Annotated in this window: 12 protein-coding genes; 6 read left to right on the top strand and 6 right to left on the bottom strand. The window is 27.0% G+C overall.

The annotated features are described in order from the left end of the window. Window positions 1–5: 5 nt before the first annotated feature. The 4 genes from carA to ileS all read right to left on the bottom strand — a co-directional run bounded on the left by carA (window position 6) and on the right by ileS (window position 5904). Window positions 6–1145 (bottom strand): glutamine-hydrolyzing carbamoyl-phosphate synthase small subunit, encoded by a 1140-nt coding sequence (gene carA / locus LDP10_RS01280; RefSeq protein WP_265196937.1) that lies wholly within the window; start codon window positions 1143–1145, stop codon window positions 6–8. Between the two features lie 41 nt (window positions 1146–1186). Next, complete coding sequence (gene dapB, locus LDP10_RS01275; RefSeq protein WP_265196936.1) at window positions 1187–1999, bottom strand: 4-hydroxy-tetrahydrodipicolinate reductase; 813 nt, start codon at window positions 1997–1999, stop codon at window positions 1187–1189. A 580-nt stretch (window positions 2000–2579) separates the two neighbouring features. Beyond that, entirely contained in the window at window positions 2580–3098 is a 519-nt protein-coding gene (gene lspA, locus LDP10_RS01270) for a signal peptidase II (RefSeq protein ID WP_265196935.1), read from the bottom strand. Then, on the bottom strand, window positions 3085–5904 hold the full coding sequence (gene ileS, locus LDP10_RS01265) for an isoleucine--tRNA ligase (protein ID WP_265196934.1): 2820 nt from the start codon (window positions 5902–5904) through the stop codon (window positions 3085–3087). Before ileS ends, lspA begins: the two co-directional genes overlap by 14 nt. A 980-nt stretch (window positions 5905–6884) precedes the next feature. Between ileS and rpsT the strand changes: the two genes are divergently transcribed. Further along, window positions 6885–7148 (top strand): 30S ribosomal protein S20, encoded by a 264-nt coding sequence (gene rpsT, locus LDP10_RS01260; RefSeq protein ID WP_265196933.1) that lies wholly within the window; start codon window positions 6885–6887, stop codon window positions 7146–7148. 77 nt (window positions 7149–7225) lie between these two features. Here rpsT and dnaJ read toward each other — a convergent pair whose 3' ends face one another. Both dnaJ and dnaK read right to left on the bottom strand, forming a co-directional pair. Then, complete coding sequence (gene dnaJ, locus LDP10_RS01255; RefSeq protein WP_265196932.1) at window positions 7226–8365, bottom strand: molecular chaperone DnaJ; 1140 nt, start codon at window positions 8363–8365, stop codon at window positions 7226–7228. A gap of 104 nt (window positions 8366–8469) precedes the next feature. Further along, on the bottom strand, window positions 8470–10386 hold the full coding sequence (gene dnaK / locus LDP10_RS01250) for a molecular chaperone DnaK (protein WP_265196931.1): 1917 nt from the start codon (window positions 10384–10386) through the stop codon (window positions 8470–8472). Window positions 10387–10950: 564 nt separating this feature from the next. On the opposite strand from dnaK, the gene ndhC reads away from it, so the two are divergent. From ndhC to nuoF, 5 genes are all read left to right on the top strand, one after another. Next, window positions 10951–11337, top strand: a complete 387-nt coding sequence (gene ndhC, locus LDP10_RS01245; protein WP_265196930.1) for an NADH-quinone oxidoreductase subunit A — start codon at window positions 10951–10953, stop codon at window positions 11335–11337. 48 nt (window positions 11338–11385) lie between these two features. Next, window positions 11386–12060, top strand: coding sequence for a NuoB/complex I 20 kDa subunit family protein (locus tag LDP10_RS01240; protein ID WP_265196929.1), 675 nt, complete (start codon window positions 11386–11388; stop codon window positions 12058–12060). A gap of 154 nt (window positions 12061–12214) precedes the next feature. Continuing rightward, window positions 12215–13999, top strand: a complete 1785-nt coding sequence (gene nuoC / locus LDP10_RS01235) for an NADH-quinone oxidoreductase subunit C/D (RefSeq protein ID WP_265196928.1) — start codon at window positions 12215–12217, stop codon at window positions 13997–13999. Between the two features lie 3 nt (window positions 14000–14002). Next, window positions 14003–14512 carry an NADH-quinone oxidoreductase subunit NuoE gene (gene nuoE, locus LDP10_RS01230; protein WP_414734436.1) on the top strand — a complete coding sequence of 170 codons (510 nt, stop codon included), beginning with the start codon at window positions 14003–14005 and terminating at the stop codon, window positions 14510–14512. Then, window positions 14509–15822 (top strand): NADH-quinone oxidoreductase subunit NuoF, encoded by a 1314-nt coding sequence (gene nuoF / locus LDP10_RS01225; RefSeq protein ID WP_265196926.1) that lies wholly within the window; start codon window positions 14509–14511, stop codon window positions 15820–15822. The genes nuoE and nuoF overlap by 4 nt, the downstream gene beginning before the upstream one ends. Window positions 15823–15867: the final 45 nt, after the last annotated feature.

Raw genomic sequence — 15867 nt, 5'->3', positions numbered from 1 at the left:
TGGCATTAGAATTTTATTCCTGAAATATTATTATAATTCATATTATTTTTAATTAATTTTATGAAGTGATCAAATAAAGTTATGGGATCTTGAGGTCCAGGATTTGCTTCAGGATGTCCTTGAAAACCAAATGCTAATTTATCTTTTAAATGTATACCTTGTAACGAATTGTCAAAGAGAGATATATGCGTGATTTGTATATTATTTGGGATACTGTTTATATCCACAGTAAAATTATGATTTTGAGAAGTAATCATTACTTTATTATTAGTGATATTTTTTACGGGGTGATTAACACCATGATGTCCAAATTTCATTTTTATGATTTTAGCACCATTAGCTAACGCTAATAACTGATGTCCTAAACAGATTCCGAATATAGGTATATTTTTTTTTAAAAATTTTTTAATAGCAGCAATAGCATAAAGACATGCTCTTGGATCACCAGGTCCATTAGATAAAAAAATACCGTGTGGAGATAGTTTTAACGTTTCTTCTGCGGAAGTTTCCGCTGGAACAATAGTTAATCGGCAACCCTTGTTTGATAAAATTGATAATATATTTTTTTTTACACCATAATCATATACTACAACATGATAAAGTGTTTTTTTTTGTTTTTTTATGAGATCATTTTGCCATGTATAAAAATATTTAGTAGATACTTGTTTAGCTAAATCAATTCCTTCAAGACCCAAAAATTGTTTATTTTTTTTAATCGCTGTAGCAATAGTAAGTATATTCTTTGTAAAAATACAACCGTGTTGAGATCCCTTGTTTCTTAAAATACGTGTCAATTTTCTTGTATCAATATTAGAAATAGCTATAATATTATTTTTTTTTAGGTAATTAGGTAAACTATATGTAGATCGATAATTACTAGATATCGTTGACATTTCTTTAATAATTAATCCTTTTATATGAATTTTATGGGATTCTTCATCAAATATATTTGTGCCAACATTACCGATATGAGGATATGTGAGAGTAACGATTTGATTGGAATAAGAAGGATCTGTTAAAATCTCTTGATAACCAGTCATAGAAGTATTAAATACAATTTCTCCTATAGTATATCCGGAAGCTCCTACTGATTGACCGTGAAAAGTGGTTCCATCTTGTAAAATCAATGTTGCTGATTGATTCAAATTATCCTCCGATTTTTTAAATTTTTCTATACAAAGACAAATTAAAAATTTAGTACATCTTGCATGGTAAATAAGCCTGCATTTTTTTTATGTAGCCAAATAGCTGATTGAATAGCTCCTTGAGCGAAAGGAACTCTATTGCTTGCTTTGTGACTAATTTCAATACGTTCACCTGTATTAGCAAAGATAACAGTGTGCTCTCCAACAATATCACCTGCTCTTATTACAGAAAATCCAATTTTTTGTTTTTCTCTTTTTCCAATTAATCCTTTTTTTCTATATATAGAGTAAGATTCTTGATTCCATTTCATATTTTTAACAATAGTTTCTCCTATAGTTAAAGCAGTTCCTGAAGGAGAATCAATTTTATTTTTGTGATGTGATTCAATAATTTCAATATCAGTATCATTGCTTATAGCGTGTGAACTTGTTTCTATCATTTTTAAAAGGATATTGATTCCTATGCTAAAATTTGAACTTAATACAATGCCGATTTTTTTGCTGATAGTTTTGATTTTGTTTTTTTCTATTGGATTAAATCCAGTGGTACCAATTACAATATTTTTTTTATATTTTTCACATATTTCTAAGTTTTTTATTGTATTTTGGGGAGTGCTAAAATCAATTAGAACATCTAAATTATTAATTTCTTTTTCTAAAGAATCATTAATTTTTACACCAATATTACCAATATTTAGTATTTCTCCTATGTCACGTTGAATAAATATATTTTTTTTATTGACTATAACTGTATTTAAAATTATTTCTTTTTTTTTAATTGTTTCTTTGATTAATATTTTCCCCATTCTACCCAGGGCTCCAGAAATACCTAATTTTATTTTATTTTTTTTCATTTTTGTACCATTTTTAGCATTGTGCATACACATATGATTTAAAAGAGTTATGAAATATAATAATTATATTTATAGTAATATACTGTATTACTATGAGTATAGTAAATATATGTATTTTAAATATTTTTCATAACTTTAAATTTTATTGATAGAATAAAATTCTATTTTTATTAATTTGATATTTTAAGTGTTAATAACATTTAATATTTTTTAATCATAATTTCTATTGTTTTTTTGGTATTTTTATAAATATTTTTTATATTAAAAAACAATAATTTGCTTTTTTATAAATAAATTTTTAAGATTTTTCCCCGTGTATTATTTTTTATTTTTATTTTTTAATGATATTACAATTGTAAGTTGACTTTTTATTGATCAACATTTTTTATTTGTTTTCAAACTAGTTTTATATATATTTTATTAACAGTTTATTTTTAATTTTTTTAAAATATATTATGGTAAAATAATAAAATAGTTTATATTTTAGTATTAATTAATAAATTATTTAATTTTGAATCTAATATTTATTGGATCAGTCAAAATATTTATATATAAAATATTTAGTTTTTTATTTGTTTAATCAATATTTTTGTTTAGAATATTTTTTATTTAATTTGTTTAAAATATTTAATTTTATTAAAAGTATGATACCAATAAAAATACTTATATCTGCTATGTTGAAGACAGGAAAATGCCATTGATAAATGTGAAAATCAATAAAATCTACTATAAAACCATGAGAAATACGGTCTAGTAAATTACTTATTGCTCCACTCATAATAAATACATAAGATATTTCTTTTTTTTTATTACTTATAGATGAATATGTTATTTTAGAAATAATTATAATAGCTGTTATATTAGAGAGAATTAAAAACCAGTATTGCCATATTTTTCTATCAGAAAATAGACCAAATATACTGCCATAATTATCGATATAAAAAAAATTAAATATCGGTAATATTTTTTTAAGTTCATATAATGAAAAATAATTTATAATTAAATTTTTGCTTACAAGATCACTGATTACAATTATTAAAAATAAAAAAATATAATATTTTTTTTTAAGTAAAATTAGTATTGAATTATATAAATTCACGTTTTTCACCGGATTTAGACGTGTTTTTAATACATCTATGACATAGGTTAGAATATAAATGATTATATTCTAGATAATCGACATAATGCCAACAACGAGGACATTTTTTTCCTTTATGTTTTTTGCATTCAATTTTAACATTTTTAATTATTTTACTTTTGATAGAATCAGGTGAAGATAAGATGTAATCTTTTATCTGACAATCAGAAGTAATGAAAAAAAATTTTAGTTCATTACCAAGAAATTTTAATTTTTTTTTAGTATTTTTATCTACGTACAGTGTTATCGATGCTTCTAATGAAGTACCTATTTTTTTATTTAATCTAGCTAGTTCTAATACTTGATTAACTTCATTTCTAAGTTTTATTAAATCATCCCAATATTTATTATTGAATAATTGATTATTGTCTAAATTAAATAAATTACTGAACCATTCTTCGGTAAATACGTATTTTTTGTTTTGACCAGGTATATATTCCCAAATTTCATCGGCAGTGAATGAAAGTATAGGAGCTATCCATCTTACTAATGCTTGTAATATTAAATACATAGCTGTTTGACAACTTTTTCTGGAATGACTTTTGTATTTTGTTGTATACAAACGATCTTTAATAATATCTAAATAAAAAGCGCTCATTTCTATAGAGCAAAAATGAATCAATATTTTTATAACTTCATGAAATTTATAATTTTCGTAAGAACATATAATTTTTTTTTGAATTTTTAACGTTTTTGAAATAGCCCATCTGTCAATATGAATCATATCTTCAAAATTTATAAAGTCTATTTTTGGGTTAAATTCATTTAAATTTGCGAGTAAAAATCTGATTGTATTTCTAATTCTTCTATAATAGTCAGAGGATTGTTTTAATATTACATCAGAAATAAACATATCTTTAGAATAATCGGTAGAAGCGACCCATAAACGTAAAATATCTGCTCCTAATTTTTTTATAATGTCAATGGGACTGATGGTGTTTCCTATAGATTTAGACATTTTTCTTTTATTTTTATCTACAGTAAAACCATGAGTAACAATTTCATGATAAGGAGATTTTCCTGTGATTGCCATGGATATGATTAAAGAAGACATAAACCAACCGCGATATTGATCTGAACCTTCTAAATATAAATCAGCTTGGTTGTTTATAATATCAATTTTTTTATATATTTTCGATATTGTAATAGATCCTGATTCAAACCATACATCTAATACATCAAGAACTTTTTTATATTGATGTGCATCATTGGTTTGTATTAAATCTGTTAGTTCTAAACTCCACCATATTTGAATTCCATTTAAAGCGACTTTTTGTGCAATTTTTTCAATCAAAAGAGTAGTATTTGGATGGAGATGACCTGTTTTTTTATGTATGAATAGTGGAATAGGGATTCCCCATGTTCTTTGTCGTGAGATACACCAATCTGGACGGTTAGATATCATTGATTCCATTCTTGCTTTTCCCCAATCAGGTACCCATTTAATACGTTTTATTTCTTGTATAGATTTTTCTCTTAAGTTCATGTGGTCTATATTAAGAAACCATTGGGGAGTGGCTTTGGAAATAATAGGTGTTTTGTGGCGCCAACAATGGGGATAACTGTGTATAATTTTAGACTTATGTAATAATATTTTCTTTTTTTCTAAAAAATTGAGAATCACACTACTAGATTGCAATATATTTACATAATTTAATATTGGATGTATATCTTTTTTATAATATCCTTTAACATCAATAATGTTAGTTAATTTTATTCCGTATTTTTTAGATATTTTATAGTCGTCTTGACCATAATCGGGAGCGGTATGTACAGCTCCTGTTCCTGTATCTTCTGTTACATGTTTTGCTAATATAATAGGTATGTTAAAATTTAAGAATGGATGAGCAAACTCTAAATTTTCTAACTTTTTTCCTATTGTAGTGCCGATGATTTTCCATTTCAAAATTCCTATTTTTTTTATAGTTATTTCAACTAAATTTTTTGCTATAATAATAGTATTATTTTTTATTTTTATTAACTGATATTCAAAATTTGGATGAAGTGTAATTGCACGACATGCAGGGAGACTCCAGGGTGTTGTGGTCCAAATTAGTATATTTGATTTTTTTAATGTGATATTTAGATTGAATATTTTTTTAATAACATCAATATTTGTTGCTGATAGCATAACAATTATAGAATCTGATATTTTATCGTGATATTCCACTTCTGCTTCAGCAAGAGAAGAAGCACAGTCAAGACACCAGTGTACTGGACGAAAATCTTTGTATATATATCCATTTTCAATAATTTTAGATAAAGAACGAATAACATCAGCTTCATTTACAAAATCCATAGTTAAATAAGGATTTTCCCAGTTTCCTAATATTCCTAATCGTATAAAATCTTTTTTTTGTTTTTTTATTTGTTTTTCTGCATATTTTCTACAAAATAATCTAAAATCTTTAAAAGTGATGTTTTTTTCTGGTTTTCCAATGATATTTTCTACTTTATGTTCAATCGGTAATCCATGACAATCCCATGCTGGTGTATAGGGAGCATCAAATCCTGATAAATTTTTTGATTTTATAATTATGTCTTTTAAAATTTTATTAAGGGCATGTCCAAGATGAATATCACCATTCGCATAGGGTGGGCCATCTTGTAATAAGAATTTTTTTTTCCCTATTTTACTTTTTCTTATTATTTTGTATAAATTATCGGCATTCCATCGGTTTATTATATCGGGTTCTTTTTGAGACAAATTACCTTTCATGGAGAATTTAGTCGCTGGTAGGTTTAAAGTAGATTTATAATTATTCATTTTTTTTCTCATATTTTGATATTGATTTTAATCACGTATTGAAATTAATTATAATTGATTGGGCTTTCTTACAAAATTTAATTTTTTATTTAAAATTTTGAGAAAAAAGAATATTGATTCCTAATTGATATATAATAGTACTTTTATATGTTTTTACATAAATTAATTGTAACATTAAATAAATGGACTTCAAGTTTCTCTATTGAATTAAAATGTTAAGTTTAATAACAATATTAAGTATTTATAAAATATTTTTTTAAATAAGTGTTTTTATCGTAAATATTTTAAAAAATATTGTTTCTTTATTAAAGAATTACTTTTAATATTTTAGCGAATTTAAATTTTGCTTTTATTAGTAATATTGAAATTAATTATATGGTAATTATGTTGTTGTATTTTTGTATTTAAATGTAGGTGATTTCTTTTTTTTTAATAGCAATGAGATTTGATAAATAAATTTTCCATCTTATTTTTTTTAAAAATATCAGAAATTTATTGGTTAAAATTTAATATCGGGCATTTATGATGGAGTGATTATTTATAATTTATGTAGAAAATTTTCGATTTTTATATAATTTTTTATCATAAGAAATGGTATTGATGTTTTAGAAGAGTCTTAAAAATAAGGTTTAAAAATAATAATAATTAGTTGATTATATATTTCTTTTTTTTGAATGATGGTCAATAAGGTTTGATACCCGAAATGTATATTTTTAAAATCGCTAATGGTTAAATATAATCGCGGAATTATTTTTTATTTTTTAATAATACATTATTAGTTTAGAACAAAATTCTTACATTTAAAATATTATCATATTAAATATAATATAATATTTATTTTTTTAAAATACTAAATATTTTTATATATTATGGATTTTTATCTGAAAAAAATAACAATTTTTTTAATATTAATTAAAATGATTATATATAATTTTAATTAATTATAATGATTATTAATATAAATATATAGGAGTAAATTCTTGGCTAATATTCAATCGGCTAGAAAAGATGCTAAAAAATCTTTTAAAAGTCGTTTACATAATGTCAGCAGACGTTCTATGATCCGTAATTTTATAAAAAAAGTGTATGCAGAAATCGAAAAAAAAAATAAAGTAGCGGCAAAAAATATTTTTGATAGACTGTTACCTATTTTAGATAGATATGCGACAAAGGGTTTAATACATAAAAATAAAGCTGCTAGACATAAATCTAATTTAGTATTAAAGATTAACAAATTAACTTAAGAAAATTAAGTTTATACTCTTTATTTTTATAATCATAGCATTGCTTCCATTTTAGTATGGAAGCAATTTTTTGTTGTTCAATATCCCCGTAAATCATCAAAAAATCTTTTTACACCATCAAAAAATCTTTTTGATTTAGGACTATTACGTTCTCCTTTAAACCCTCCTAAACTTTCTCCTAATTTATATAATAAATTTTTTTGTTGAGCATTTAAATTTACAGGAGTTTCTACAACAACGCGACAAAGCAAATCTCCCTGTGAACTACTTCGCACAGATTTTACTCCTCTTCCTCTAATACGAAATAATTTTCCTGATTGTGTTTCATTGGGTATTTTTAGTTTAACTCTTCCGTCTAAAGTAGGAACTTCTATTTCTCCTCCTAATGCTGCCATAGAAAAATTAATAGGCACTTCACAATATAAATTGTTAGCTTCTCTTTCAAAAATAGGGTGTTTTTTTACTGTAATTTGAACATATAAATCTCCTGAGCTTGCTCCATTAGATCCAGCTTCACCTTCATTATTCAGACGAATTTGATCATTAGTATCTATTCCCGAAGGAATTTTCACCGATAATATTTTCTCTTTTTCAATTCGACCTGTACCACGACAGTGGTGGCAAGGGCTTTTTATAATAGAACCGCTGCCTTGGCAAGTAGAACAAGTTTGTTGAACAGTAAAAAATCCTTTTCTAATATGTATTTGTCCTTTACCACGACAAGAAGGACAATTTTGTGCTAAAGATCCTAATTTAGATCCGCTACCATGACATATGTTGCATTTTTGTAAGCTAGGAATTTTTATTTTTTTTGTTATTCCACGAACTGCTTCTTCTAATGTTAATTCCATATCGTATCTTAAATCTGATCCTTGTCTTGCTCTTTGTTTTCTACCGTTTCCAAATATATCACCAAACACGTCACCAAAAATATCTCCAAAGTCTGCTGTGGTGCTAAAACTATGATGGAATGTATTAGAGGAGTTTCCTTGTTCAAAAGCAGCGTGACCATATTGGTCATAGGCAGCTCTTTTTTTTGAATCGGTTAGTATTTCGTATGCTTCTTTAATTTCTTTAAATTTTTTTTCGGCACTTTTATCTCCTTGATTTCGATCAGGATGATATTTCATTGCTAGTCTTTTGTATGCTTTTTTAATATCACGTTCTTCAGATGAATTGTTGACTCCTAAAATTTGATAGTAATCTTTTTTTGCCATGCTTAATTTCCTGATTGTAACATACGTGCACGGGCGTAGGTTTTTCCTATGCCCGTGGTAATTGATTATTTAATTGATATCCTATGGTTAGGTAATAGAGGATGCTATTTTTTAGGATCTTTTATTTCTTCGAATTCCGCATCTACAACATTTTCTGTATTTTTATTCGGAGAATCATGATTAGTATTAGATTGATTTGTTTGCGGTTTTTTTTGATTTTTTTCCATAAATTTTGAAGAAATTTCTAAAACTTTTTGTATTTTATTTTCTATTTCCGATTTATCTTCTTTTTGTAATGCTTGATCTAATTCATCTAACGATTTTTGAATTTCTTTTTTATCTTTTTCATCAAGTTTATCTTGATTTTCAGATAGTTGTTTTTTTACACTATGTGAAATTTGATCTCCTTGATTTCTAGTTTGAATTAATTCTTCAAATTTACGGTCTGTTTCGGTATTTGCTTCAGCATCAGAAATCATTTTTTTTATTTCTTCTTCATTTAAACCAGAAGAAGCTTTAATGGCTATTTTTTGTTCTTTTCCTGTATTTTTGTCTTTTGCAGAAACATGAAGAATACCGTCAGCATCTATATCAAAGGTAACTTCAATCTGAGGCATTCCTCGAGGAGCTGGTTGTATCCCATCTAAATTAAATTGTCCCAATGATTTATTATCTTTGGCTCTTTTTCTTTCTCCTTGTAGAACATGGATAGTAACTGCAGATTGATTATCTTCTGCTGTAGAGAAAACTTGACTGTGTTTTGTTGGTACCGTTGTATTTTTACTTATTAAAGATGTCATAATTCCACCCATAGTTTCAATTCCGAGTGATAATGGGGTGACATCTAATAATAATACATCTTTTACATCTCCAGATAAAACACCACCTTGTACAGCTGCACCAACAGCTACTGCTTCATCAGGATTAACATCTTTTCTAGGTTCTTTTCCGAAGAAATCAGCAACTTTTTTTTGTACCATAGGCATTCTAGTTTGACCACCAACCAAGATAACATCATGAATATCTGATACGTTTAAGTTGGCGTCTTTGAGTGCTACTTTTAATGGTAAAATAGAACGTGTTACCAAATCTTCTACTAATGATTCTAATTTGGAACGAGTAACTTTAATATTTAAATGTTTTGGTCCTAATGAATCGGCAGTAATGTAAGGTAAATTAACATCGGTTTGTTGAGTTGAAGATAGTTCTATTTTTGCTTTTTCTGCAGCTTCTTTTAACCGTTGCATTGCCAAAGGATCATTCCTCAGATCAATAGTTTGTTCTTTTTTAAATTCTTCAACCAAATAATTGATTAGTCGACTATCAAAATCTTCTCCTCCAAGATGAGTGTCACCATTGGTAGCCAGTACTTCAAATGTTTTTTCCTTGTCTACTTCATCTATTTCAATTATAGAAATATCAAATGTTCCTCCTCCCAAATCATAAACAGCAATGGTCTTATTTCCTTTGCTTTTATCTAATCCATAAGCAAGAGCTGCTGCTGTTGGTTCATTAATTATTCTTTTTACTTCTAGACCTGCAATTTTCCCAGCATCTTTTGTTGCTTGTCTTTGTGCATCGTTAAAGTATGCAGGTACTGTGATTACAGCTTCTGTAACTTTTTCTCCTAGATAATCTTCTGCAGTTTTTTTCATTTTTTTTAAAACTTCTGCAGAAATTTGAGGTGGTGCCATTTTTTTATTTTTTATATTTAACCATGCATCACCATTATCTGATTTAATGATCTTGTAAGGCATAATTTTAATATCACGTTGTACTTCTTCATCTTGAAATCTTCTTCCTATTAAACGTTTTATAGCAAATAACGTATTTTGAGGATTAGTGATAGCTTGACGTTTAGCAGGTTGCCCTACTAAAATTTCCCCGTCTTGGGTATATGCAATAATAGAAGGAGTAGTACGATCTCCTTCTGCGTTTTCTAAAACTCGTGCTTTATTTCCATCCATAATAGCAACACAAGAGTTAGTTGTACCCAAATCAATACCAATAATTTTACCCATTAAAATCTCCCATTTAAATATTTTAATAAATTGGGTTATTCAACTGTTATGTAGCCATTTTTTTGGTTTTTAACCAGCTAAACAAGTTTATAAATTTTAAAAATTAAGTTTGCGAATATTAGTTAGTATGGGGGCGCTTTCTCTATCATCAAGGTGTTTGTTAAAAATAATTATCTTCGTTTAGTTTTTTCATTGTTTTCTAAATGAAATATAAATTTCAAAAAAACCAAATTAAGAAAGTTTTATGTTAATATTTTATTACGAAATATATTTTTCAAAAAATTGTTTATTTAAACATTTTAAAATATAAATATATTTGGTTTCAATAAACGTTTTGATTAATTTTATTTTTATCAGTATTCTCTTATTTACAGATAAAATTATTTTTAATGTCAAAAACGTTATTTTTGGATAAATATTAAAGGTATATGGAGTGTCGTAAATTTATTTAATTTTTTTAAAAATATGTTTTTATATTAACACAACAATAGTAAATGTATATTACTATAAATAATTTAATATTATTAATTTTGTTTAATTTTAAATTTTTTTTGAGATAAAATAATGTCAGAGAATATTAATTTTTTTACTCAATACTGGAGTTTTTCTTTTTTTATTTTGGGTGGTTTTGGTATTTGTTTTTTTATGTTATTTTTAGGTTGGTTATGCGGAGGAAAATCGTTTTCTAGAAATAAACATATTCCTTTTGAGTCTGGCATAAATGCTGTAGGAGATTGTTCTTTTCCTTTTTCTATTAAATTTTATCTTGTTGCAATGTTGTTTGTTATTTTTGATGTAGAAGCATTATACTTATATGTGTGGACTATTGGTATACATGAAATAGGATGGGTTGGTTTTATGGAAATCGTTATGTTTGTGTTTTCCTTGTTATTAGGATTATTTTATTTAATAAAAGGTAATGTATTAAATTGGGTACCAAATAATAATTAAAAAAATAATTGGGTTTTTAATTTAACAAAATATAGATACAGGATTAACATGGATTATACTTTAACTCGCATAAATATTAATCGTAAAGGTAAAAAATATCCTGAACAGGAACAAAAAGTAGTTTCTAATCCTTTCGAAAAATATGTATATAAAAACGTATATATGGGGACTTTAAGAAAAGTATTACATAGTTTAGTAAATTGGGGTAGAAAAAACTCGTTATGGCCTTATAACTTCGGTTTATCTTGTTGTTATGTAGAAATGGTTAGTGCTTTTACTTCTGTTCATGATGTTGCTCGTTTTGGTTCAGAAGTATTACGAGCATCTCCTAGACAAGCTGATTTTATCGTTATTGCTGGAACTCCTTTTATCAAAATGGTACCAATTATTCAGAGATTATATGATCAAATGTTGGAACCGAAATGGGTAATTTCCATGGGCGCTTGTGCTAATTCAGGAGGTATGTATGATGTTTATTCTGTAGTACAAGGGGTGGATAAATTTTTACCTGTAGATGTGTATATTCCTGGATGTCCTCCTAGACCTGAAGCATACATACAGGGATTAATGTTATTACAGGAATCAATTGGTAAAGAACATCGTCCACTATCGTGGATAGTGAAAGATCAAGGTATATACCGAGCTAATATGAAATCAGAAAAAGAAAGGAAAAGAATAAAAAAAATCAATGTAAAAAATATTTCTGTACTTGAGAAAATTTAATTTTTATAAAATATGTAATTATTTAGAAATTTTTATTTGAGTTTGATTTATTAGATTTTTGTATTATTACAATCTTTTTTATTCTTTTTAGAAGTAAAATTATATAAAAGAATTAATTTTAAAAAATTAGTATATACATTATATAGAAGCAAGTATGAGTAAAATTATATATAAACAATGTAAAAATGAAAATAATTTCAATGATCCAATTATTCAAGAACTAAAAAATAATTTTGGTGATAATTCTTTTTTGATTCAATGTACAAAAATGAATTTTCCCGTTATATGGATAGATAAAAATTTAATCTTAGATATAGTAAAATTTTTGTATTGTGTATCTAAATCTTATAATTTTCTTTTTGATTTACATGGTGTAGATGAGCGTCTTCGTTTAAATCGAAAAAATTTGCCTAATGCTGAGTTTTCAGTTTTTTATCATTTTATTTCTATAGAAAGGAATAGTGATATCGTTTTAAAAATTCCATTGTTTAGTAATGATTTGAATGTGCCAACAATTACCACTGTTTTTTTTAATGCTAATTGGTATGAAAGAGAAACATGGGAGATGTTTGGTATTACATTTAATAATCACCCAAATTTAACACGTATTATCATGCCAAAATCTTGGCAAGGTTATCCATTAAGGAAAGATTATCCAGCCAGAGCAACAGAATTTGATCCATTTTTTTTGACAAGACAAAAAGAAGACTCAGCGATGGAAGATTTAAATTTTAATCCAGAAGTATGGGGAATGAAAAAAAAAGATCCTAACATCAATTATATGTTTTTGAATTTAGGACCGAATCATCCTTCTGCTCATGGTGCATTTAGGATTGTTTTGCAATTAGATGGTGAAGAAATTGTTGATTGTATGCCAGATATAGGATACCACCATCGAGGTGCAGAAAAAATAGCAGAACGTCAGTCTTGGCATAGTTATATTCCGTATACTGATCGTATTGAATATCTTGGTGGTTGTGTTAACGAAATGCCTTATGTCTTAGCAGTAGAAAAATTAGCAGGAATTACAGTATCAAGCAGAGTAGAAGTAATTCGTATAATGTTGTCTGAATTATTTCGTATTAATAGTCATTTATTGTGTATATCTACATTTATTCAAGATGTTGGTTCTATGACTCCTGTTTTTCTTGCTTTTACCGATCGTCAAAAAATTTATGATTTAGTGGAATCTATTACAGGTGCAAGAATGCATCCTGCATGGTTTAGAATTGGGGGAATAGCTAATGATTTACCTTTTGGATGGGATAAATTATTGAGAAATTTTTTAGATTGGATGCCAAAACGACTTGATATTTATGTACATTCTGCGTTAAAAAATAAAATATTAATAAGTAGGACTAAAGGAATTGCTGCTTATGGTAAAAAAGAAGCTTTAAATTGGGGAGTTACGGGTGCAGGTTTGAGAGCTACTGGGATAAATTTTGATATAAGGAAAAATAGACCTTATTCGGGTTATGAAAATTTCGATTTTGATGTTCCGATTGGAGATGGTGTTAGTGATTGTTATTCTCGTATAATGTTAAAAGTAGAAGAAATCAAACAAAGTTTACATATTTTAAAACAATGTTTAAATAACATGCCATCCGGACCTTTTAAATCTGATCATCCCTTGACTACTCCTCCACCTAAAGATCGTGTGCTGCAACATATTGAAACGATGATAACTCATTTTTTACAGATGTCTTGGGGACCAGTAATACCTCCTAATGAAAGTTTTCAAATGATAGAAGCTACTAAAGGAATAAATAGTTATTATTTAATTAGCGATGGTGGCACCATGAGTTATCGCACAAGAATTCGTACACCTAGTTTTCCTCATTTGCAACAAATACCTTCGGTTATTCGAGGTAGTTTAATATCAGATTTAATAGTTTATTTAGGTAGTATTGATTTTGTAATGTCAGATGTGGATCGTTAAATGATGATAAATAAAATAATAAAAACGCGGTCAGTTAATATTGAATTTAAATTAACCGATTTCGAAAAAAATGAGATAGAAAATAAAATAAAAAATTACGAAAATCCTCGTGCTGTATCTATAGAGGCTTTAAAAATTGTTCAAAAACAAAGGTTATGGATTTCAGATGAAGCTATTTTAGCCATATCGGATATATTGGGTGTTTCAGCTATAGATATCGAGGAAGTAGCTACTTTTTATAATCAAATATTTCGTCAACCGGTTGGTTGCAATATTATCAGGTATTGCGATAGCATAGTTTGTTTTATAAATGGATATGAAGGTATTTTAGATATGTTTGAACATTATTTAAAAATTAAATCAGGAGAAACTACTAAAGACGGATTGTTTACTTTATTACCTACTTGTTGTTTAGGTAATTGTGATCAAAGTCCTGTTATAATGATCAATGAAGATGTATATCTTAATTTTAAAAAAACTAAAATTTTAACTTTGTTAGATAAGTATAAATGAAAAATAAATTACATACAGCGGAAACACATCCTTTAACTTGGTGGATCAATGCTGAAAGAGATACTGTTTGGTTCAAGGAATATCGGAATAAAAATGGATATAAATCTGTAGAAAAAGTATTCAATAATTTTCTTCCAATAGAAATTATTAATTTGGTTAAAGATTCTGGGCTTAAAGGTCGAGGAGGTGCTGGTTTTTTGACTGGAGTAAAATGGAGTTTAATGTCCGAAAATACAAGCTTAGAAAATCGTTATTTGATATGCAATGCTGATGAAATGGAGCCGGGAACTTATAAAGATAAATTTTTAATGGAATATATACCTCATCAGTTAATAGAAGGAATATTACTTGGGGCTTTTGCTCTACAAGTTAAACGTGCGTATATCTTTTTGCGTGGAGAGTATTTTTTAGCGGAAAAAATTTTGCATCAAGCTATTTATGAAGCTAATCAAGCAGGTTTTTTAGGAAAGAATATTTTAGACAGTGGTATTGATGTAGAAATTATTTTACATAGTGGAGCGGGTCGTTATCTTTGTGGTGAAGAAACAGCATTAATTAATTCGTTAGAAGGTAAAAGAGCAAATCCAAGAGCTAAACCACCATTTCCTGCTACAGTGGGTTTATGGGGTAAACCAACTTGTGTTAATAATGTAGAAACTTTGTCTAATATCCCAGCTATTGTTTTACACGGTATACAATGGTATAAAAATTTATCAAATAGTGATGATACCGGTACAAAAATAATGGGTTTTTCTGGAAAAGTAAATAATTCAGGTTTGTGGGAATTGCCGTTAGGCATTACAGCTAGAGAACTATTATATAATTATGCGGGTGGTATGCAGAGTGGTTTAAAATTAAAAGCATGGCAACCAGGTGGTGCAAGTACAAGTTTTTTAACTGAAGAACATTTAGATATTAAAATGGATTTTTCTAGTTTTAACAGTATTGGTAGTCGTTTAGGAACAGGATTAGCTATGGCTGTTGATAATACTGTTAATATGGTGTCTTTGGTTTTAAATTTAGAAAAATTTTTTTCACGGGAATCTTGTGGATTATGTACTCCGTGTCGAGATGGTTTACCATGGGTAGTAAAAATTTTACAAGCACTAGAGCAAAGGAATGGTAGTATTGATGATATTGAATTATTAGAAGATCTTTGTAAAAAAATGGGTCCTGGAAAAACATTTTGTGCTCATGCTCCAGGAGCAGTTTCTCCTTTACAAAGCGCCATAAAATATTTTAGATCGGATTTTGAAAATGGATTAAATAAAAATAAAAATGATAATAATATACGGAAAATTGATATTTAAAATAATATTTTGGACTTTTTAAATAAGAAGAAATGATAATTTATT

It is taken from the genome of Buchnera aphidicola (Pemphigus obesinymphae), from assembly GCF_026122815.1.
GTDB lineage: Bacteria > Pseudomonadota > Gammaproteobacteria > Enterobacterales > Enterobacteriaceae > Buchnera_C > Buchnera_C aphidicola_BJ.
Note: the sequence above shows the minus strand (reverse complement) of the source record. Positions and strands in the feature narration are given on the sequence as shown.

Bases quoted from the DNA above. Each gene is read 5' to 3' on its own strand.
- dapB (WP_265196936.1), bottom strand. From the start codon at position 1,999: ATGAAAAAAAATAAAATAAAATTAGGTATTTCTGGAGCCCTGGGTAGA.
- ileS (WP_265196934.1), bottom strand. From the start codon at position 5,904: ATGAATAATTATAAATCTACTTTAAACCTACCAGCGACTAAATTCTCC.
- dnaJ (WP_265196932.1), bottom strand. From the start codon at position 8,365: ATGGCAAAAAAAGATTACTATCAAATTTTAGGAGTCAACAATTCATCT.
- dnaK (WP_265196931.1), bottom strand. From the start codon at position 10,386: ATGGGTAAAATTATTGGTATTGATTTGGGTACAACTAACTCTTGTGTT.
- ndhC (WP_265196930.1), top strand. From the start codon at position 10,951: ATGTCAGAGAATATTAATTTTTTTACTCAATACTGGAGTTTTTCTTTT.
- LDP10_RS01240 (WP_265196929.1), top strand. From the start codon at position 11,386: ATGGATTATACTTTAACTCGCATAAATATTAATCGTAAAGGTAAAAAA.
- nuoC (WP_265196928.1), top strand. From the start codon at position 12,215: ATGAGTAAAATTATATATAAACAATGTAAAAATGAAAATAATTTCAAT.
- nuoE (WP_414734436.1), top strand. From the start codon at position 14,003: ATGATAAATAAAATAATAAAAACGCGGTCAGTTAATATTGAATTTAAA.
- nuoF (WP_265196926.1), top strand. From the start codon at position 14,509: ATGAAAAATAAATTACATACAGCGGAAACACATCCTTTAACTTGGTGG.